This is a genomic window from Aeromonas sp. S2(2024) (assembly GCF_041402505.1).
GTDB lineage: Bacteria > Pseudomonadota > Gammaproteobacteria > Enterobacterales > Aeromonadaceae > Aeromonas > Aeromonas media.
Genome location: NZ_JBGLRL010000022.1, coordinates 43,039 through 62,180, shown reverse-complemented (window position 1 = coordinate 62,180; position 19,142 = coordinate 43,039). Strand labels below are relative to the sequence as shown.

The following is a 19,142-nucleotide window of genomic DNA, read 5'->3' as shown; positions in this document are numbered from 1 at the left end:
TTAGTTCGTGGTTAAACATGGGGATAGTCTGTTGGGTATTAGCTGGTCAAGGATGGCGATCATACCTCAGAAGCCGCGCCACGCCTCGCTCATATGAGGGGATGGTTAAGGATGCCGATGCCTGCCCCATTCCGGTCAAGGAGATCCTCTACCGCGCCGCCCACCGCGCCCAGGTTGTCACCACCCTGGTGGCCAATCAGGGGCTGCGGGTTCCCCCCTCTCCCTTCATCAAGACCCAGCAGGTGGAGAAGGGATTCGATGTGGCGGATCATGTCATTGCCCAGCAGGTGCAGCCCGGCGATCTGGTGATCACTGGCGACATTCCGCTTGCCTCCTGGGTCATCGATGCCGGCGGCGAGGCGCTCAATCCCCGTGGCGAGATCTACACCCGCGAGACCATTCAGGCCCGGCTCGGCATGCGCAACTTCATGGAAGAGCTGCGCTCGGCCGGGGTGCAGACCGGCGGCCCGGCCCCCTTCAATGCCGCCGACAAACAGCGCTTCGCCAATGCCCTCGACAAATGGCTGCTCAAGGGCAAGCTCAGCTGATGCCTCTCCCCGGCTTGCCGCAGGGGAGGCTCATTCATTCCCTTTTCGCTTAATTTTTTCTTAAGGCTTGTGGACTAACCTTGTGGCTGTTGACCCAACCACCCCAAGGAGCACACATGAAACTGACCCCTCTGTTGTTACTGATCCCCCTGCTGAGCGGCGCCGCTCTGGCCGACCCCCAGTGTACCCAGACCGACAAGAGCAAGTGGCTGAGCGAAGCAGATGCCCAACAGCAGATCAAGGCGATGGGCTACGACATCAAGAAGTTCAAGGTGACCAAGACCAGTTGCTACGAGATCTACGGCTGGGACAAGGACAAACGCAAGGTCGAGATCTACTTCGACCCGACCGATCTGAAGAAAGTGAAAGAAGAGATTGACGAATAACCCTGCCATGGGCTCGTCTGTCGCCGACCCCTTTGATGGAACCTTGCCATGACAACCCCGTCTGAAGTGAGAGTCTGGGATCCCCTTATCCGGGTGTTTCACTGGGCGACCGTGCTCCTCTGCCTACTCAACTTCTTCATCCTGGAAGAGGGCAGCAAGCCCCACAAATATGCCGGCTACGCGGTGGGCATCCTGCTCATCATCCGCCTGCTGTGGGGCATGGTCGGCCCCCATTACGCCCGTTTCGGCCAGTGGTGGCCGACGCCAGCCCGCATTCGTTATTACCTGCGCCAGCTGGCACAAGGTCGCCACCCCTATTACCTGGGCCACAACCCGGTCGGGGCTCTGATGATCTGGCTGCTGCTGCTGTCGCTGGTCGGTACCGTCGTCACAGGCTGGCTCACCACCTGGGATGCCTTCTGGGGTGAGGATTGGCTGGAGGAGTTGCACGGAACCATTGCCAACACCCTGATGGCCGCCGTCGGCGTCCATGCGGCTGTGGTGATCCTGACCGATCGTCTCACCCGCAGCGACCTGGTGCGCGCCATGGTACTGGGCAAAAAACGGGTACCCGCCGATGCCAAGGTGGAAGATCCGCGCAGCGAATGACCGGGCCGCCCCCGGCCCCGGTTTTTTGCTGCAATGGCCCGCGACACAGGAAAGATGCGCCGCCATGCCCCCGTGCTGACCATCACGACAGCCCCAAGGTACCTGCTGTTGCCCGTCACCAGCCCCTGATCCCCCACACATTCCTGCTGACGCCAGCCCTGGCCGACGCCAGCCCGTGACAACCCATACCCACAACGACGCCCGCGCCCCGCTGCAAACCGGGGGCAAGGATGCACTCATTATTGGCCACCTCAGCCACCGGTTGGGAGGCAGGCCCACTTTCGCCAGCCTACGGTTGTTCTGGCCCCTCAAGCACCGCGACCGGCGGCCGGGTCGTCCCAAAAACAAACCCCTGCCGAGGCAGGGGTTTGTCGTGGTGATGGCGAGGCGCGATCAGATCATCACACCGGCGATCACGGCGGAGAGCAGACTCACCAGGGTGGAGCCGTACACCAGCTTCAGACCGAAGCGGGAGACCATGTTGCCCTTCTCTTCATTCAGTGCCTTCACCGCACCGGCGATGATGCCGATGGAGCTGAAGTTGGCGAACGACACCATGAAGATGGAGAGGATGCCGACGGTGCGCGGGGAGAGCTCGGCAGCAATCTTGCCCAGATCCATCATGGCCACGAACTCGTTGGTCACCAGCTTGGTCGCCATGATGGAGCCGGCTTGCAGCGCTTCACCGCTCGGAATACCCAGGATCCAGGCGATCGGATAGAAGAGGTAGCCCATGACGTACTGGAAGTTGACGCCAAACGCCAGCTCGAACAGGTAGTTGACCAGGGCGATCAGGGCGATGAACCCCACCAGCATGGCCGCCACTATCACGGCAACGGAGAAACCGGCCATGATGTACTCCCCCAGCATCTCGAAGAAGTTCTCCTTCTTCGGAGTGTGGTGCTCGTCACCCTCGGCCAGCGCCTTGGCGTCGGTCACTGTATTGTCCGGCTCGTACGGGTTGATCAGGGACAGCACGATAAAGGTGCTGAACATGTTGAGCACCAGTGCGGCCACCACGTAACGGGGCTCGATCAGCTGCATGTAGGCACCGACGATGGACATGGAGACGGTGGACATGGCCGTCGCCGCCAGGGTGTACATCTGCTTCTCGTTCAGGTGCGGCAGTGTGTTCTTGAGCGCGATGAAGTTCTCGGACTGGCCGACGATCATCGAACTGATGGCGTTGAAGGACTCCAGCTTGCCCATGCCGTTGATCTTCGCCAGCACGGTACCGATGCCACGAATGACGATGGGCAGCAGACGAATGTACTGCAGGATGCCGATCAGCACCGAGATGAAGACGATGGGCATCAGCACCATCAGGAAGAAGGAGAAGGCCCCTTCGTTGACCAGGCCACCGAACACGAAGTCGGTACCCTGTTTGGCAAACTCCATCAACTTGGTGAAGCCGGCGGCGAAGCCACCCACCACAGCCAGACCCACTTCGGAGTTCAGCATGAACCAGGCCAACGCCAGTTCGACCACCAGCAGTTGGCCGATATAGCGCAGTTTAATCTGTTTCCAGTTGTGGCGGTTTGCCAGCAACGCCAGCGCGAGGACCATCACGAGTCCAAGCACAAAGTGAACGTATTCCATACCAGTAGCACCCAGTGAATTGTTATTTTTGACCGGCGCCATCATAAAGAATCGTATATTTAAAAATCAGATAGCCATCACAATCCGACTCAATAATATGTATGCGAGATAATACAAACGTTTTTAAATTAATTAAGCGGAAACGGGATATTAATCGCGCAACGAAAAATCAAAATAACCTTAAAAAACATTAATTTATATTTATGCTGATTGCAGCGGCAGTGCCGATCAATACTTCATTATCACTCCCGCAACATTCGTATTAAAATATTACTCATGTTTCAGCCATGATATTTAATCAACCAGAACAGAAAACGTTTACCCTTGATAAATAATTACCTGGATACCGTAAACATTCACCTCGAGCCATCCCCGTGGCACCTCTCTGTCGCCATGGCGACGGATGAGCCCACGTTGAGGTTGTGCTGGGTCAACCGTTCAAAAATCCGCCACATCCGGTGTCACATTCTGGTATGATGCGCGGCCTTAGCGTTCGCGCATCCCCGTTTTCTCCGAAATAGAGTCCTTTTGTGAACAACAGCGAATTTAGCAGCCTCAATCTCTCCCCCGCCCTGCAAGAGAACCTCACCAGCCTGGGCTATCTGCAGATGACCCCGATCCAGGCTCAGAGCCTGCCCCTGGTACTCGAAGGCAAAGACCTGATTGCCAAGGCAAAAACCGGCAGCGGCAAGACCGCCGCCTTCGCCCTCGGCCTGCTCTCCCGCCTCAACATCAACCGTGTCGACGTACAGGCCCTGGTGCTCTGTCCGACCCGCGAGCTGGCGGATCAGGTGGCCCAGGAGATCCGTCGTCTGGCCCGCGCCCTGCCGAACGTCAAGCTGGTGACCCTGTGTGGCGGCACCCCGACCGCACCGCAATCTGCCACCCTGGGCTTCGGTGCCCACATCGCCGTCGGCACTCCGGGCCGCATTCTCAAGCACCTGGAGCAGGGCACCCTGGAACTCTCCAGCCTGGAGACCCTGGTGCTGGACGAAGCGGATCGCATGCTGGACATGGGCTTTGGCGAAGACATCAACAGGGTCATCAGCTATGCACCCGAGCGCCGTCAGACCCTGCTGTTCTCCGCCACCTATCCGGAGGGGATCGCCCAGATGAGTCGCGGCGTGCAGCGCAACCCGGTCGAGGTAAGCGTGGAGTCCCTGCACGAGGGCAGTGCCATCGAACAGAAGCTGTATGAAGTGCCGGCCGGTCAGCGCCTCGACGCCCTCACCTGGCTGCTGAGCCACTATCAGCCGAGCTCCTGCGTGGTGTTCTGCAACACCAAGCGCGCCTGCAACGACGTGGCCGATCACCTGGCCGCCAAGGGCTTCTCGGCCCTGGCGCTGAACGGCGATCTGGAACAACGGGAACGGGATCAGGTGCTGGTACGCTTCGCCAACGGCAGCGCCACCATCCTGGTCGCGACCGACGTGGCGGCCCGTGGCCTCGACATCAAGGAGCTGGGCGCCGTCATCAACTACGAGCTGACCTATGACCCCGAGGTGCATGTGCACCGCATCGGCCGTACCGGTCGTGCCGGCCAGCAGGGCCTGGCCCTGAGCCTGTATCAGCCCAGCGAAGCGCAACGCGTCAACCTGATCGAGGAGTACCAGCAGGCCCCGATGCCGCTGGGTGATCTCGACAGCATAGGTCGTGAGATCAAGCCGATTGCACCGCAGATGGTGACTCTCTCCATCGATGCTGGCCGCAAGACCAAGGTGCGGGCCGGTGATATCCTGGGTGCGCTGACCGGCGAAGGCGGCATTGCCGGTGCCGACGTGGGTAAGATCCAGATCTCCGAGCAGTACTCCTACGTGGCAGTCAAGCGTCAGGTAGCGAGCGCCGCCCTCAAGCGACTGCAGGAAGGCAAGATCAAGGGGCGCAGCTACCGTGCCCGCAAACTGGGCTAAGGTTCTTTACAAGCCATTGGCCAGACCACAGGCGCCTGACAGGCGCCTGTTTCATATATTTGGATGCCGCCATGCGGCAAGACAGGCACCATGACCCAAGCAATCCAAACCGATGTGAGCTGCCAGAACTGTGAAGCCTGCTGCTGCCGTCTCGAAGTGATGCTCTTTACCGACACCGGCGTGCCGGATCGCTATGTACTCGATCGGGAAGGGGAGATCCCCGTGATGCGCCGGCTGGAAGATGGCTGGTGTGCGGCGCTCGACCGCAACACCATGATGTGCCGCATCTATGAGGTACGACCGCTGATCTGCCGTGAATTCGAGATGGGCGAGCCCGACTGCGTCGACGAACGGGACAAGTGGTTTATCAAGCTGGAATGAGACTGGCAGACAGAACAGCCTCGGGCTGTCGGGTCAGCTCACCGGTGTGACGTCGCCGCCGAGCCGCTCCCCCAACCAGTGGATGGCCGCAGCCTCCTGCTCGAAGTAACGCACCGCCCTGAACGGCAGATCGCTGAAGACCTGATCCGCCAGATAGCGTTTGAACCCACCCACCGCCACCACCGCCAGAAAGGCGCAGCCATTGGCGGTACACCAGCCAAACTGACGACGAAACCGCGCCAGCACCTCGGGACCGGCGGCTTCGAACTCGGTCGCCACCTCGACAATACCCCAGGGCGCATCGCGCAATCCTGCGATCTGCTGGCTGAACGCCGCCTCATAGGCCATGGCGCCCGCCAGATTGAAAGGGCCGCTCGGGCGGCAAATCAGCACCTGCCCCTGTCGCTGCATCTCGAAATGACCGTGTGGTTGCAAGTGCACGCCCCCTCCTCCCATGCGTTTTTCGCCGCGCCGGCGCCGCCTGATGTTGCAACAAGGTAAGGATTTATCTACAGAAAGTCCATGCCACCCCGCATGGCCAAGCCCTTGCTCCACCACCGGATCGCCCATGACTGGCATGGCGACCACGCCAGTATGGATTGGTCTCCCCTCCCGCCATGTTCTGTTGCAGTTAATAAAACGTTGCTGCTATCATCCGCGCCGCCACCAACATTCCACCAACTGAAATGTTGGTCATTGACACAAGGATCAGAGATGAAAAACCGGGACTCGAGTCACTACCAGCGGATCTGGCGCTGGCATTTCTATGCCGGTCTCTTCGTCGCTCCCTTTCTGATCCTGCTCTCTCTCACCGGCATCCTGTATCTGTACAAACCCCAGCTCGACAACCTGCTGTACCCCGAGCTGATGAAGGTAACCCCCGCCACCCAGACCCTGAGCGCCGATCAACTGCTGGCCAAGGCGACGATCGCCATGCCCGATGCCAGCCTGCGCAAATACCTGCCCCCCGCGGCCACTGACGCGAGCGCCCAGCTCGTCGTCAACCAGGGGGATCGCGAGCTGACCCTGTTCATGGATCCCGCCAGCGGCGCCCTGCTAGGCACCATGGACAACAAGTGGAACCTGCAGGCGGTGGCCCGCGCCCTGCATGCGGAACTGCTGCTCGGCACCACGGGGGATCGCCTGATCGAGCTGGCCGCCGGTTGGGGAATCGTGCTGCTCATCAGCGGCCTTTATCTCTGGTGGCCCCGCAAGGGGCCCGGTGTGGGTGGCATCCTCTGGCCCAGAATGCACCAGCGCGGCCGCCTCTGGTGGCGGGATCTGCACGCCGTGGTCGGCTTCTGGGGCGCGGGTTTCCTGCTGTTGCTGTTACTGAGCGGCATGACCTGGACCGGTTTCTGGGGCGATCAGTTTGCCGCCGTCTGGAACCGCTTCCCGGCCGCCATGTGGAACGAGGTACCGAAATCCGCTCCTCTCGCCCGCACCCTCAACCATGCCCATGAACAGACGGTCCCCTGGGCCGTCGAGAGCACTCCCATGCCGAGCTCGCAGCCGGTTCCGGAAAGTCATGATCACAGCGCCATGAACCATGGCGGAGAGCACGACGGCATGGTCATGGCCAGCCACCGCATCCCCCTGCAACGGGTGGTGGAGATCGCCACCGAACGTCGGGTTCACCCGGGTTACAGCATCACGCCGCCGGCCGGTGACACCGGCGTCTACACCATAGCCCTGTTCGCCGACGATCCGCGCAACGACGCCACCCTGCACATCGATCAATACAGCGGCAAGGTGCTGGCCGACGTGCGCTGGCAGGATTACGGTCCGGTCGCCAAGACGGTGGAAACCGGCGTCATGCTGCACACCGGCAAGCTCTACGGCTGGCCCCACCAGCTCGTCATGCTGCTCATCTGCCTGATGGTGCTGGCCAGCTCGGTGAGCGGGCTCTGGATCTGGTGGAGCCGCCGTCCCCGGGGCAGACTCGCCGCCCCGCCGCTGCCTGCCAAGCTGCCTCCCATGCGCGGTGCCATCGCAGTGCTGGTGCTGCTCGGGATCTGCTTCCCGCTGGTGGGCGCCTCCATGCTGGTCATCTGGTTGCTGGACTGCCTCTTCTTCGCTCGCCGCACGGCCGTGGCACCCGCCAACTGAGATCACTCCCCTGCGATGGCGACAAACAACCAGAAGGGCCCCTCATCCGGAGCCCTTCTGGTCTCTTCCCCGCCCTATCTCATCGCCTCGACCAGTGCGATGATCTTCCGTGCCTTCTCGAAGTGGTCGAGTCTGTGGGTCTGGATCCACCAGGTCGCCGCCTCCATCAACAGCTCGGGGTCGTCGTTCCTGTTGGCGAAAAAGGCATAGAAGGAGACACCCACTCCCTCCCCCTTCCGGGCAATTTTCTGGTGGCAGACCTGGATGATTTTCTGCTTGAGCGAGTCGCGCATGGTGACGTTCCTGCCTGATGAGTGAAATGGCGGACAGCATACCTCAGCCTGCAAAAAGGGCTCCCATTCGGGAGCCCTTTGCATGACCGATAGCATGCCACTGGGTCAGGAGAGGGCCAGCCCCGCTGAGAGCAGCAGGCTGAACAGGAAGGCGCTGATGGCGGTCTTCTTGAGGGCGCCGGTCAACACCTCGCCATCGAGGCTCTCCCGCAGGGTACGGGCGGCATCGGTGAGCGGCTTCATGGCGGGCAGGAAGATCCAGGGCCAGACGCTCGCGGGCTGAGTCAGCAGGAAGGCGATGGTGGCCAGCAGCGCTGCCCCCAGCAGCCCCCAGTGATAGGCGATGGCGCGATGGCGGCCAAGCCGCACCGCCAGGGTGATCTTGCCGCTGGCGGCGTCCGTCTCGATGTCCCGCACGTTGTTGATGTTGAGCACGGCGGTCGCCAGCAGGCCGCAGGCGGTGGCAGGCAGCAACAGGTCCCACTCCAGGCTATGGGTGAACAGGTAGTAGGAGCCGAGCACCCCCAGCAGGCCGAAGAACAGGAATACCGAGATGTCCCCGAACCCCCGATAGCCATAAGGAGTCTTGCCCACCGTGTAGGTGATGGCCGCGACGATGGCCGCCCCCCCCAGCAGGATGAACGTCAGGATCTGCTGCCAGGCCTCCCCGAAGGCGCAGACCAGCAGGGAGAGCCCACTCACCACGGCCGCCAGCGCGGTCAATCCCATGGCCACGCACATCTGGTGACGGGTGATGAGGCCGGAGACCACGGCGCGCTGGGGCCCAATCCGCTCCCCGTTGTCGGCACCGGAGACCGCATCACCATAGTCATTGGCCAGGTTGGAGAGGATCTGCAGCAGGATGGCGGTCAAAAGAGAGAGACCCATGATGGCGCCGTCGAAGGCTCCCCGGCTGGCTGCGAGCCCCGAGCCCAGCAAAATGGAGGAGCACGCCAGAGGCAGTGTTCGCAAACGCGCCGCCAGCAACCAAACAGAGAAGGTATTTGTCATATTGTGATGGCCAAACAATCAGATATTGATCGTGTTAAGGGTTATCGAACCGGATTTCGGTATACTTGGCCCCTAGGGAGGTAGCTCCCCGGGCGATTTACATGGAAGAATGGGCAGATAATATATAGGAAATCATCGCCCTTTGGCATCAACCTGCGCCATCCTCCCCCGGAGCGATTGCGACTATCCGGCTCAGACAAGACATCCATGTTGGCTCAGACCCATCTCAAGCAACAACTGGACGCCCTGCGTCACAGCACTGTCAGCGGTTTCGTGCGGCTGCGCGTGGCGGCCAACGTCGACCTCTTCCCGGGCTGGCTGGCGGCGCAGACCCTCTACCCCCGCATCTATTGGCAGGCCCGTGGCCCCAAGAGCCCGGAGTATGTGGCGCTCGGCGCCATCCACGAGCTGACCCGGCCAGAGGATATCCAGCGAGTCTGCGATCTCGCCAATACGAGCAGTGAAGACAGCCCCCGCTACTACGGCGGCCTGGCGTTCGATCCGGCACAGCCCGGCTGGCAGGGGTTCGGTCCCTGCCGCTTCGTGCTGCCCCGTATCGAGCTGGTACGCCGTGGGGAGTGCATCAGTCTCTGCCTCAATCTCTGGTTGCCCGCTCAGGATAAGGTGCACGAGTTCGATGCAGAGCTGCAGGCGGCCGAGGCCGCCCTCGACGCCCTGCAACCGGAAGCGCCCCTGCCCACGCTGCAAAAACGGTCGTGGCAGCGCCGGGATGTCCCGGGCCCGGCCCAGTGGCAACGCCTGGTAGAGCGGGTGACGGACCCCGCCTTTCAGGCCCACACCCCCAAGGTGGTGCTGTCGCGGGAGAGCCTGCTCGAAAGCGAGGAGAGCATTCCCCCCCTCTGCCCCTGGTCCCTGCTGACCCAGTGGGCCCGTCACGCTCAGGAGTGCTTCCACTTCGGCTTCCAGTTCTCCCCCGAGCAGAGCTTCATCGCCTGCTCCCCCGAGCGCCTCTATCGCCGGGAGCAGTGCCACCTCTTCACCGAGGCACTGGCGGGCACCATTCGCCGTTCCGGGGACGAGGCGACCGACGCGGCCCTGGCCGCCGAGCTGCTGGCAGACAGCAAGAACCGGCTGGAAAACCGGCTGGTACACGCCGACATCCTCAGCCGACTGGCGCCGCTCACCACTGACGCCACCCTGACCGAGCCGCGCATCCTGAAACTGCGGCTGCTGCAGCACCTCAAGTGCGACATCGAGGCCGAGCTCAAACCCGGCGTGTGCGACTGGCAACTGCTGGCCGCCCTGCACCCGACCCCGGCGGTGGGCGGTGCCCCCCGCGAGGCGGCGCTCGCCTTTATCCGCGAGAGCGAACCCTATGATCGCGGCTGGTACGCTGGCGCCTGCGGCATGCTGAGCCGGGAGACCTCGGAGTTCTCGGTTGCCATCCGCAGCGCCCGCATCACGGCGCAGGGCATCAGCCTGTTTGCCGGCGCCGGCATAGTGGCAGGCTCGGAGCCCACCGCCGAATGGGCCGAACTCGACAACAAGATCGCCAACGTGCTCTCCCTGCTGGGATAGCGTTTTTCATCGACCCCTCACCGCGAGAGCCTTATGCCCGCCAGCCAATTGCCTGAGCACCGAGCGTTTGCCAGCCAGCATGCCACCTTCAATCACGTCTGGTCTTCCCTCCTGCTGGAAGAGCTCCATCGCCTCGGCGTGCGCGACATAGCGCTGGCCTCCGGCTCCCGCTCGGCCCCGCTCACCATGGCTGCCGCCGCCCACCCCGGCTTTCGCCGTCATCTCCACTTCGACGAGCGCGGCCTCGGGTTCATGGCGCTGGGGCTGGCCAAGGGAAGCGGTCGACCGGTGGCGGTGATCATGACCTCGGGCACCGCGGTGGCGAACCTCTGGCCCGCCGTGGCCGAAGCGCAGCTGACCGGTGTGCCGCTCATCATCCTCTCCGCCGACAGGCCCCCCGAACTCATCGACAACGGCGCCAACCAGGCCATCGATCAGCAGGGGATCTTCGGGCGCTACCCCGTCCATCAGCAGAATCTGCCGAGCCCCACCCCCAGTATTCCGGCCGCCTTCGTGCTGAGCTCGGTGGATCAGGCGCTGGCTAAACAGGCACTGACCCCGGGGCCGGTGCACTTCAACTGCATGTATCCCGAGCCCCTCTATCCCGGCGAGGCGTACCTGGACTTTTCCGACTACCTGGCGCCGCTCGGTGACTGGCTCCATTCAAGCGAGCCCTGGAGCCCCTGGCTGCAGGGCGAACAACACTGCCCACACCAGCCCGACTGGGACGAGCTGCAGGGCAAACGCGGCGTCATCATCGCCGGCCGCATTCAGGATCCGGCCGAAGCGCAGAGGGTGGCCCAGCTGGCGGAGCGCCTCGGCTGGCCATTGCTGGCGGACTTGCAGAGCCAGATCCGCTTCGACAGCCGCAATCTCATCCACATGGATCTCGCCCTGCAAAACAGCAGCTTCGTGACCGAGCTGGCCCGGGCCGAGGTGTTGTTGCAGTTCGGTGCCCGCCTCATCTCCAAGCGGCTCGGGCAGTTCATCAAGCAGCACCCCTGGCAGGATTACTGGCTGGTAGACCCGCAACCGGCCAGGCTGGATCCGGACTACCGGCTGCGTCGCCGGCTGGTGTGTACACCCAGAGCCTTTGCCACGGCTCATCCGGTGAACCATCGCCATCTGCCCTGGCACCGGCTGGCGGAACGCCAGCAGGGCATCAGCCAGCAGGTGCGCAGCGCCTGCGATCGCTTCTCCGAACTCGGGGTCTGCCATCGGCTGAACCGGCTCATCCAGGGCCAGCTGTTTGTCGGCAACAGCATGCCGGCCCGGCTGATGGACATGCTTGGCGAAACCGGCACGGGCCCCAGCAGGGTGATGACCAACCGCGGCGCCTCCGGCATCGATGGCCTGATCGCCACAGCCTTCGGTTTCTCCCTGTCGAGGGATGAGCCGACCACCCTGCTGCTCGGCGATCTCAGCGCTCTGCACGATCTCAACAGCCTGGCCCTGCTTGGCAAGGGGAGCCGGCCCCTGGTGGTGATCCTGCTCAACAACGACGGCGGCAGCATCTTCCGCATGCTGCCGGTACCGACCAGGGACTCGCTGCTGGAGACCTACTACTGCCTGCCCCACGGCCTGCATTTCGAGCACGCCGCCGCCATGTTCGGCCTGAACTATCGGGCACCGACCACCCTCGACGAATTTGAACGGGACTACGCCACCGCGCTGAAAACCGGGGCAACCCTGATTGAAATCAAGGTGCCGAGCAACGAGGTAGCCGAGGATCTCAAGGCACTGGGAAGCGTAATCCGTGGCAGCTAGTGCCGACCAGCCGACGCTGGTGCTGCTGCACGGCCTGCTCGGCGATGCCGACGACTGGCGGCCGGTGATCGCAGCCCTGCCGGAGATCGAATGCCACGCGCTGGATCTGCCTGGCCACGGCCGCAGCAAGGCGCGGCGGGTGACCGGCTTCGAGCAGGCCCATGAGTGGCTCTGTGAGGAGCTAGCCGCACGGGATATCGAGCACTACCGGCTGGCAGGCTATTCCCTGGGGGGGCGGCTCGCCCTCTATCATGCCAGCCAGTCCCCCGCCGGGTTGCAGGCGATCTTGCTGGAGAACTGCCATCCGGGCCTGCCGGTGGCCGAGCGCGCCGCCCGGCTCGCCCACGATGAGGGCTGGGCCCGGCGCTTCGAGCAGGAACCCCTGCCCCTGGTACTGGCGGACTGGTACCGGCAGGGGGTGTTCGCCGATCTCGACGAGACCGCCCGTGCCCGCCAGGCAGCCCGCCGTCTGGGCAACGAGGGCCCTGCCATCGCGACCATGCTGCGCGCCACATCGCTGGCCAAACAGCCGGATCTCGTCCCCTGGCTGAGCCATACCCGATTGCCGGTGCGCTGGATCTCCGGCAGCAGGGATCACAAATTCCATCGCCTGGCTTGCCAGCTGGTCAAGCAAGGCTGCAATATCAATCACTTGGCTTTGGATGGCGGGCACAACCTGCACGCCAGCCAGCCCGACACCTTTGCCCGGCTCCTGCGGGAGTGGGTCAACCAACCAGAAGAGAAGAGTCATGACTGACGCAATGACGGAAGCGCAACCCCATGCAACCGTCGCCCCTGACAGGATTGCCCGGCTGACTGCTACCACACCAGAAGGAAAACACCATGATTGAGGCAATGACGGAAGCGGAACTGTACGCTCCCATTGAGTGGCAGGATTGCTCCGCCGGTTACGAGGACATCCTCTATCACAAGTCCCTGGATGGCATTGCCAAGATCACCATCAACCGTCCCCAGGTGCGCAACGCCTTCCGCCCCCGCACCGTGAAAGAGATGCTGCAGGCCCTGGCCGATGCCCGTTATGACGATCATATCGGTACCATCATCCTCACCGGTTTTGGCGAGAAGGCCTTCTGCGCCGGTGGCGACCAGAAGATCCGCGGCGACTACGGTGGATACCGTGACGACGAGGGCACTCACCACCTCAACGTGCTCGACTTCCAGCGCGACATCCGCACCTGCCCGAAACCCGTGGTCGCCATGGTGGCCGGGTATGCAGTCGGGGGCGGCCACGTGCTGCACATGATGTGCGACCTGACCATCGCCGCCGACAACGCCCAGTTCGGCCAGACCGGTCCGAAAGTCGGCTCCTTCGACGGCGGCTGGGGCGCCTCCTACATGGCCCGCATCGTCGGTCAGAAGAAGGCACGCGAGATCTGGTTCCTGTGCCGCATGTACGATGCCCAACAAGCGCTCGATATGGGGCTGGTCAACACCGTCGTCCCCCTGGCCGAGCTTGAGCGGGAAACCGTGCGCTGGTGCCGTGAGATGCTGCAAAACAGCCCCATGGCGCTGCGTTGTCTGAAGGCTGCCCTCAACGCCGACTGCGACGGCCAGGCCGGCTTGCAGGAGCTGGCGGGCAATGCCACCATGCTGTTCTACATGACCGAAGAGGGTCAGGAAGGGCGTAACGCGTTCAACGAGAAGCGCCGTCCCGACTTCTCCAAATACAAACGGAATCCCTGATGACACTCGCCCTCTATCGCTACCAACTGCCCTTTACCCAGCCCCTGACCTTTCACGGCAAGGTGGAGGTGGCGCGAGAGGGCCTGTTGGTGCGCATTGGCGACGGCTGGGGGGAGATAGCCCCCCTGCCCGGCTTCTCCAGAGAGAGCCTGGCCGAGGCGCAAACCGAGAGCCTCGCCTGCCTGGCGCAACTGGCCCGGGGGCAGACCATGGCCCCCCGGCTGCCCTCGGTGCAATTTGGTCTGGACTGTGCGCGGCGGGTCTGGCCGGAACAAACGGCGGCACTGCCCGACCCCTATCCCCTCATTCAGGGCTCCCCCCAGGAGCTGCTCAAGAACTGGAAGCAGTGGCTGCACGAGACACCCCTCAAGGCCAAGCTGAAGGTGGCTCGCTACCCCATGCGGGACGAGCTGGCGCTGATCCGCCTGCTGCTCGACAGGCGCCCCAATCTCAAGCTGGTGCTGGATGCGAACCAGGGCTGGACCCGCGAGGAGGCCTGGGCCTTCTGCGGTCACCTGGATCCGAACCGGATCGAATACCTGGAAGATCTGTGCGCCGACTTCGCCGACATCGCCTTCGTCGCCAGTCGTACCGGTATGCCGGTGGCCCTCGACGAATTGCTGGCCCAGGGCAAGTCCTGGGAACCCATACCCCAGCTGAAAGCCCTGGTGCTCAAGCCGACCCTGCTCGGTTCCCTGGCCAACAACGAGGCCCTGGTGGCCCGTGCCCGCGAGCTTAAGCTGAAGGTGATCGTCTCCTCCTGTTTCGAGTCCGGTATCGGCCTCGGTCAGCTCGCCCGCCTCGCGGGGGAGTGGGCGCCGGATCAGGCCCCCGGGCTGGACACCCGACGCTGGCTGGCAAGGGATCTGCTGGACAAACAGGGTCAACCCGACCCAAGTCTGATGGAACCTCTGTTTCACCGTGACTGAAGGAGCCCCCATGCCGCCCGCCCGTGCAGCTGATGCCTCACTGGCAGCCTGCCCGGTGCGCCACTGGGCACAGGCGGCCCCCGAGCGCATCGCCATCCACGGCCACATCTCTCTCACCTATCGGCAGCTGGATACTCGGCTAAACGGCCTGTGCCAACAGCTGGCACAGGCAGGATTGAAGCCGGGTGATCGCCTCACCGCCGTGGTGCGCGGCGCCCTGGAGGATGTGCTGCTGGCCTGGGCCTGCGTGCGCAGCGGCCTCGTCTTCTGCCCGCTCAATCCCGCCTTCCCCCTCGTCAGACAGGCCGAGCTGGCGCGACAACTCGAGGTGGTCGCCTGCTGGTCGGCGGGAGAGATGCCACCCGGCCCTTGGCGGCGGCTGCAACTGGAGTTCGAGGCCGAGGGGGAGCCCCCCCCCGAGCCTCTGTGGCTGGATCCCAACCGGCCGAGCAACATGATCCTCACCTCGGGATCCAGCGGCAGCCCCAAGGCCGTGGTGCACCGCCTCGCCAACCACCTCGCCTCGGCCCGGGGCTCGACCACCCTGATCCCCCTCGATGGCGACTGCGGCTGGCTGCTCTCCCTGCCGCTGTTCCACGTGGGTGGCTACGCCATCCTGTTCCGGGTCTTCCTGGCGGGGGCCAGCCTGGTGCTGGACGATCGCACCCAGCCCCTCAAGGAGCGGCTCGAGCGCCAGCCCATCACGCATCTCTCGCTGGTGCCGACCCAGCTCTGGCGCCTGCTGGCGCAAGGCTTCGACCCCGCTCGCACCCGCTTGCGCGAGCTGCTGCTCGGCGGCGCCGCCATCCCTGAGCCCCTGGTCAACCAGCTCAAGGCCCTGGGGTTCACCCCCAAGTCGAGCTATGGCCTCTCCGAGATGGCCAGCCAGGTCTGCACCGGCCAGCCTGCCGGTGCCGGGGTAGTGGGCAAGCCCCTGCCCGGGCGGGAGGTCTGCATACGGCAGGGGGAGATCTGCGTGCGCGGCGATACCCTGTTTGCCGGCTATTTCCAGGCCGGAGCGCTGGTGCTGCCGCTGGATGAGGAGGGCTGGTTCCACACCCGGGACAAGGGTCACTTCACCCCGGACGGCGAGCTGGTGGTGGAGGGGCGGCTCGACAACCTCTTCATCTCGGGAGGGGAAAACATCCAGCCCGAGACCATAGAGCAGCGCCTTGTGGATCACCCCGCCGTGGCCCAGGCCCTGGTGGTGCCCATCCCCAGCGCACAGTGGGGGCAGCGACCCGCAGCCTTTATCGACTGGCACGGAGAACCTGTTCCCCACGCCGAGCTGGCCGCCTGGATCAGAGCAACACTGCCCGGCTTTATGGTGCCGGATCGCTGGCTGTCCTGGCCTGATCTGACTGGCAGCCTGAAACCCTCCCGCACCCTGCTCGCCCGTACCCTGCGGCAAGAGGAGTGACGTAGCCCCCCATATGGGGCTGAGTCCTTGCTATCAACACAGTCCCTTTTGGGGCTGTTTTTATGTTGTTTCCTCCCGAATACATGGTTCCTCGGCGCCATCTGGCGCGTTGATATTCTTTTGGAGCCCAATACCCTGTCTGGTCCCCACGTCACTCCATCCACCAAAGGGATCATGATGAATCACCTCTCTACCCGGCTGCTGCTCCTGGCAGCCCCCGGCCTGCTCGCCACCTCGGCGCTGGCCAGCTACTCCCCCGACTGGCAACAGTATCAACTCATGGGCGAAGCCAGCCGTCAGCTGGGGGATCGTCTCACCGAAGTGACCTACGAGCTGAGCGCCCGCAGCACCGACGCCCCCTATCAGCAGCTGAGGGTGTATCGCCGCTTCGACTGGCGCGAGGCCAACCTGGCGGCCCTGGCAGAGCGGCAGTGTGGTGAACCGCAACTCAAGATCGAGCAGGGCTGGCAGATCCGCTACCTCAGCTGTGAAGAGGTGGTGCCGGCCGGCAAGGCCGTCCCGGCCAGCAGCTATGACTTTGGCTACGGCATGAAGCAGGGCCGCTGGGAGCCACTGGCAGGCACCCCGACCGCACCGCGTCAGGATCGTCTGCCGCTGGCGGAGCGGGTCATCCTGGGTCACAGCGAGCAGGAGCTGGATCGCTGCGAGCTCAACGCCGAAGGTCGCTGTGCCGATCAGGCATGGCAGTACCAGCCCCGAGACTGGCAGCAGTTGAAGGTGCTGGAAGAGACCCCCAACGAACGGGATGGCAAGCTCGAGCAGATCTTCTTCCGCCTGCAACCCATCGCAGGCAGCCAGGCCGCCCGTCAGGTGAGCGAGCTGCACGTCTGGCGCCAGTACAGCTGGCAGCTGGACGAGACCAAGACACAGCAGGAGTGCGATGAGCCCCAGACCCGCCAGGAAGGGGACAAGACCATCAGCTACCGGGTTTGCCGCCAGACCCTGCCCGCCGGCAGCGAGGTACAGGTAGTACTGAAAGACACCGGCTATCAATACCCGGTCGGTGGCAGCGAATGGCAGACACTGCCGGAAACCGACGAGTGGCAGGAGAGTCGGGTGCTCAATCGCCCCATCGTGCTGGCCAGCAAGGAGGAGCAGCTCGACTGCCGCCGCGCCGATGGTCGCGCCTGCTCCGAGCCGGAACAACCGGGCACGGATCTGCTAGATGCCGACGCCGCCAGGATAGTGCAGGATGCCAGCGGCCAGCCCGCTCCCGTCTGGCAGGAGAACTATGGCCACGATGACACCAAGCTGCTGGCCGTATCCCGTGGTATCCAGAGCCTGCTGGCGGCCAATCAGCCCGCCCATCCGGCCATGAAGCTGCTGCTGGAATACGTGCGCGCCCACAACTATCACAACCATGGCAAACACAAGGAAGACGGCCCGGCCGCCGCCGAGGCACTGGCCGAGGCGCTGACCGCGCTCGGCGCCCATCCGCTGCTCTACCCGGAGCAGGCCAGCGATGAGGTGGGAGCCGTCATGGGCGCCTGGAGCATAGCCCTGCATGGCCAGTTCAAGAGCCCGGCGGTGCAGAGCCGGTTTGGCACCCTGCTCGGCCAGCTCAACCAGATGCTGGCCTACAGCACACAGCATGCCAGCGAGATCAACGGTCAGCATGCCTGGGCCACCGGTCTGTTCGATCTGCTCAACTTCCTCGACTTCGCCAGCGACCATAGCGACGCCTTCGCCGCCGACTTCCGCCAGCAGGATGGCGAGCTGCGCAAACAGCTGCACGCCCTCGGCATGAGCGAGCTGTCGCTGTGGCAAGGACGGGATGGCAAGGATCTGTTCCTGCTCAACAACGTGCTGGATGCCTACACCCGCCTCTATCGGGTCACCCGCTATACCCGTCCGGACGAGAGCGAAGGCTATCGCACCCTGCTGGATGGCTCAGTCATCGAGCTCATCCGTCATCACGGCCTGATCCCGGGTGGCCAGCAGAGCCAGGATCTGCTGGAAGAGATGTCACTGACCCTCTCCACCTACTACCTGACCTACACGGATCGCACCAGCGAGGCCTGCATCAGCGGTGACTTTGCCGGACTCTGCACCCCGATCAGACTGGAGGATGTGCTGCCGTTCGAGCACACCTGCTCGCCGACCCTGCGTCTGCGGGCCCAGGAGCTGAGCCAGGATCAGGCCGACGGCATCTGCCGCGAGCTGGGTGCCGAGGAAGAGCAGTTCCATCAGCAGATGGAAACAAGCTGGCAGCCGGTGGCGGACGATCTCAACGAGGCACTGGAGCTGGTGATCTTCGACTCCTCCGCCGACTGGAAGCGCTACGGCAGCGCCCTGTTTGGTGGCGTCTCCACCGACAACGGCGGCATCTACATCGAGGGGGATCCGGCCCGTCCCGGCAACCAGGCCCGCTTCTTCGCCTATGAGGCAGAGTGGAAGCGCCCGGCCTTCCAGGTGTGGAACCTGCGCCACGAGTACGTTCACTACCTGGATGGTCGCTTCAACCAGTACGGCAGCTTCGGCCACTACCCCCTCAATCGCACCACCTGGTGGTCGGAAGGGCTGGCGGAGTTCATCGCCCACGGTCAGTGCTTCGCCCGTGGCCTGGACAACGTCGCCGGTCGCCCGGCGGCCGAGCGACCAGCCCTGGCCGACATACTGCACCTGGATTACGACAAGGGGGGCGAGATGGTCTACTCCTGGTCCTATACGGTGCATCGCTTCCTCAGCGAGACCGGTCGCGGTGCCAGCTGGCTGGCCATGGCCCAGGCCCTGCGCAACCCGGATCAGCAGCAGGCGATGAGCGCCTTCGAAGCCGAGCTGGATGCGCTTATCGCCAATGACAGCGAGGCCTACCAGCAGTGGCTCGGCCGCGAGCTGCTGCCCTGGTGGGAAGCCAACAAGGAGTCTGAGGAGTGCAAGGCGAACGACTCAGCCCATTGAGGGTGAGCCATGAAT

General features: G+C 63.6%; 17 protein-coding genes. 13 read left to right on the top strand and 4 right to left on the bottom strand.

The window, feature by feature from the left end:
• Nucleotides 1-101 precede the first annotated feature (101 nt).
• The 3 genes from ACB039_RS18045 (at nt 102) to ACB039_RS18035 (ending at nt 1,543) form a co-directional block, all read left to right on the top strand.
• Complete coding sequence (locus ACB039_RS18045) at nt 102-548, top strand: YaiI/YqxD family protein (protein ID WP_371166165.1); 447 nt, start codon at nt 102-104, stop codon at nt 546-548.
• Between the two features lie 116 nt (nt 549-664).
• A complete protein-coding gene (locus tag ACB039_RS18040; protein ID WP_005332935.1) occupies nt 665-934 on the top strand; it encodes a PepSY domain-containing protein in 270 nt (89 codons plus the stop codon).
• Between the two features lie 48 nt (nt 935-982).
• Entirely contained in the window at nt 983-1,543 is a 561-nt protein-coding gene (locus tag ACB039_RS18035; protein ID WP_043132583.1) for a cytochrome b/b6 domain-containing protein, read from the top strand.
• 393 nt (nt 1,544-1,936) lie between these two features.
• Here the strand turns inward: ACB039_RS18035 and ACB039_RS18030 are convergent, their stop codons facing one another.
• On the bottom strand, nt 1,937-3,142 hold the full coding sequence (locus tag ACB039_RS18030; RefSeq protein WP_041206499.1) for a NupC/NupG family nucleoside CNT transporter: 1,206 nt from the start codon (nt 3,140-3,142) through the stop codon (nt 1,937-1,939).
• A gap of 530 nt (nt 3,143-3,672) precedes the next feature.
• Here ACB039_RS18030 and dbpA point away from each other — a divergent pair.
• Nucleotides 3,673-5,052 carry an ATP-dependent RNA helicase DbpA gene (gene dbpA / locus ACB039_RS18025; RefSeq protein ID WP_371166164.1) on the top strand — a complete coding sequence of 460 codons (1,380 nt, stop codon included), beginning with the start codon at nt 3,673-3,675 and terminating at the stop codon, nt 5,050-5,052.
• 90 nt (nt 5,053-5,142) lie between these two features.
• Nucleotides 5,143-5,433, top strand: a complete 291-nt coding sequence (locus ACB039_RS18020; RefSeq protein ID WP_041206500.1) for a YkgJ family cysteine cluster protein — start codon at nt 5,143-5,145, stop codon at nt 5,431-5,433.
• Between the two features lie 33 nt (nt 5,434-5,466).
• Here the strand turns inward: ACB039_RS18020 and ACB039_RS18015 are convergent, their stop codons facing one another.
• Complete coding sequence (locus ACB039_RS18015) at nt 5,467-5,874, bottom strand: hypothetical protein (RefSeq protein WP_042649394.1); 408 nt, start codon at nt 5,872-5,874, stop codon at nt 5,467-5,469.
• Between the two features lie 273 nt (nt 5,875-6,147).
• Here ACB039_RS18015 and ACB039_RS18010 point away from each other — a divergent pair, with 273 nt between their 5' ends.
• Nucleotides 6,148-7,542 carry a PepSY-associated TM helix domain-containing protein gene (locus ACB039_RS18010; protein ID WP_371166163.1) on the top strand — a complete coding sequence of 465 codons (1,395 nt, stop codon included), beginning with the start codon at nt 6,148-6,150 and terminating at the stop codon, nt 7,540-7,542.
• Nucleotides 7,543-7,616: 74 nt separating this feature from the next.
• Here the strand turns inward: ACB039_RS18010 and ACB039_RS18005 are convergent, their stop codons facing one another.
• Nucleotides 7,617-7,835, bottom strand: coding sequence for a DUF6500 family protein (locus ACB039_RS18005; protein ID WP_005327038.1), 219 nt, complete (start codon nt 7,833-7,835; stop codon nt 7,617-7,619).
• A 105-nt stretch (nt 7,836-7,940) separates the two neighbouring features.
• On the bottom strand, nt 7,941-8,846 hold the full coding sequence (locus ACB039_RS18000) for a 1,4-dihydroxy-2-naphthoate polyprenyltransferase (RefSeq protein ID WP_041207095.1): 906 nt from the start codon (nt 8,844-8,846) through the stop codon (nt 7,941-7,943).
• Between the two features lie 207 nt (nt 8,847-9,053).
• On the opposite strand from ACB039_RS18000, the gene ACB039_RS17995 reads away from it, so the two are divergent.
• The 7 genes from ACB039_RS17995 to ACB039_RS17965 all read left to right on the top strand — a co-directional run bounded on the left by ACB039_RS17995 (nt 9,054) and on the right by ACB039_RS17965 (nt 19,127).
• Nucleotides 9,054-10,385, top strand: coding sequence for an isochorismate synthase MenF (locus ACB039_RS17995; protein ID WP_161506848.1), 1,332 nt, complete (start codon nt 9,054-9,056; stop codon nt 10,383-10,385).
• A 33-nt stretch (nt 10,386-10,418) separates the two neighbouring features.
• Nucleotides 10,419-12,152: a 2-succinyl-5-enolpyruvyl-6-hydroxy-3-cyclohexene-1-carboxylic-acid synthase gene (gene menD / locus ACB039_RS17990; protein ID WP_371166162.1), complete on the top strand. Its 1,734-nt coding sequence runs from the start codon at nt 10,419-10,421 to the stop codon at nt 12,150-12,152.
• Complete coding sequence (menH, locus tag ACB039_RS17985) at nt 12,142-12,909, top strand: 2-succinyl-6-hydroxy-2,4-cyclohexadiene-1-carboxylate synthase (RefSeq protein ID WP_182786747.1); 768 nt, start codon at nt 12,142-12,144, stop codon at nt 12,907-12,909. Before menD ends, menH begins: the two co-directional genes overlap by 11 nt.
• Before the next feature lie 86 nt (nt 12,910-12,995).
• Nucleotides 12,996-13,856: a 1,4-dihydroxy-2-naphthoyl-CoA synthase gene (gene menB / locus ACB039_RS17980; protein ID WP_005329409.1), complete on the top strand. Its 861-nt coding sequence runs from the start codon at nt 12,996-12,998 to the stop codon at nt 13,854-13,856.
• The gene (gene menC, locus ACB039_RS17975; protein WP_182786749.1) at nt 13,856-14,785 is read left to right on the top strand and encodes an o-succinylbenzoate synthase; all 930 of its coding nucleotides are present in this window, start codon (nt 13,856-13,858) and stop codon (nt 14,783-14,785) included. Before menB ends, menC begins: the two co-directional genes overlap by 1 nt.
• Nucleotides 14,786-14,795: 10 nt before the next feature.
• On the top strand, nt 14,796-16,205 hold the full coding sequence (locus ACB039_RS17970) for an AMP-binding protein (RefSeq protein ID WP_371166161.1): 1,410 nt from the start codon (nt 14,796-14,798) through the stop codon (nt 16,203-16,205).
• Between the two features lie 177 nt (nt 16,206-16,382).
• Nucleotides 16,383-19,127, top strand: coding sequence for a collagenase (locus tag ACB039_RS17965; RefSeq protein ID WP_042649386.1), 2,745 nt, complete (start codon nt 16,383-16,385; stop codon nt 19,125-19,127).
• Nucleotides 19,128-19,142 lie beyond the last annotated feature (15 nt).

Excerpts from the sequence above, each read along its gene's own strand:
- ACB039_RS18045 (WP_371166165.1), top strand. The coding sequence starts at position 102 with ATGGTTAAGGATGCCGATGCCTGCCCCATTCCGGTCAAGGAGATCCTC.
- ACB039_RS18040 (WP_005332935.1), top strand. The coding sequence starts at position 665 with ATGAAACTGACCCCTCTGTTGTTACTGATCCCCCTGCTGAGCGGCGCC.
- ACB039_RS18035 (WP_043132583.1), top strand. The coding sequence starts at position 983 with ATGACAACCCCGTCTGAAGTGAGAGTCTGGGATCCCCTTATCCGGGTG.
- ACB039_RS18030 (WP_041206499.1), bottom strand. The coding sequence starts at position 3,142 with ATGGAATACGTTCACTTTGTGCTTGGACTCGTGATGGTCCTCGCGCTG.
- ACB039_RS18020 (WP_041206500.1), top strand. The coding sequence starts at position 5,143 with ATGACCCAAGCAATCCAAACCGATGTGAGCTGCCAGAACTGTGAAGCC.
- ACB039_RS18010 (WP_371166163.1), top strand. The coding sequence starts at position 6,148 with ATGAAAAACCGGGACTCGAGTCACTACCAGCGGATCTGGCGCTGGCAT.
- ACB039_RS18005 (WP_005327038.1), bottom strand. The coding sequence starts at position 7,835 with ATGCGCGACTCGCTCAAGCAGAAAATCATCCAGGTCTGCCACCAGAAA.
- ACB039_RS18000 (WP_041207095.1), bottom strand. The coding sequence starts at position 8,846 with ATGACAAATACCTTCTCTGTTTGGTTGCTGGCGGCGCGTTTGCGAACA.
- ACB039_RS17995 (WP_161506848.1), top strand. The coding sequence starts at position 9,054 with ATGTTGGCTCAGACCCATCTCAAGCAACAACTGGACGCCCTGCGTCAC.
- menD (WP_371166162.1), top strand. The coding sequence starts at position 10,419 with ATGCCCGCCAGCCAATTGCCTGAGCACCGAGCGTTTGCCAGCCAGCAT.
- menB (WP_005329409.1), top strand. The coding sequence starts at position 12,996 with ATGATTGAGGCAATGACGGAAGCGGAACTGTACGCTCCCATTGAGTGG.
- menC (WP_182786749.1), top strand. The coding sequence starts at position 13,856 with ATGACACTCGCCCTCTATCGCTACCAACTGCCCTTTACCCAGCCCCTG.
- ACB039_RS17970 (WP_371166161.1), top strand. The coding sequence starts at position 14,796 with ATGCCGCCCGCCCGTGCAGCTGATGCCTCACTGGCAGCCTGCCCGGTG.
- ACB039_RS17965 (WP_042649386.1), top strand. The coding sequence starts at position 16,383 with ATGAATCACCTCTCTACCCGGCTGCTGCTCCTGGCAGCCCCCGGCCTG.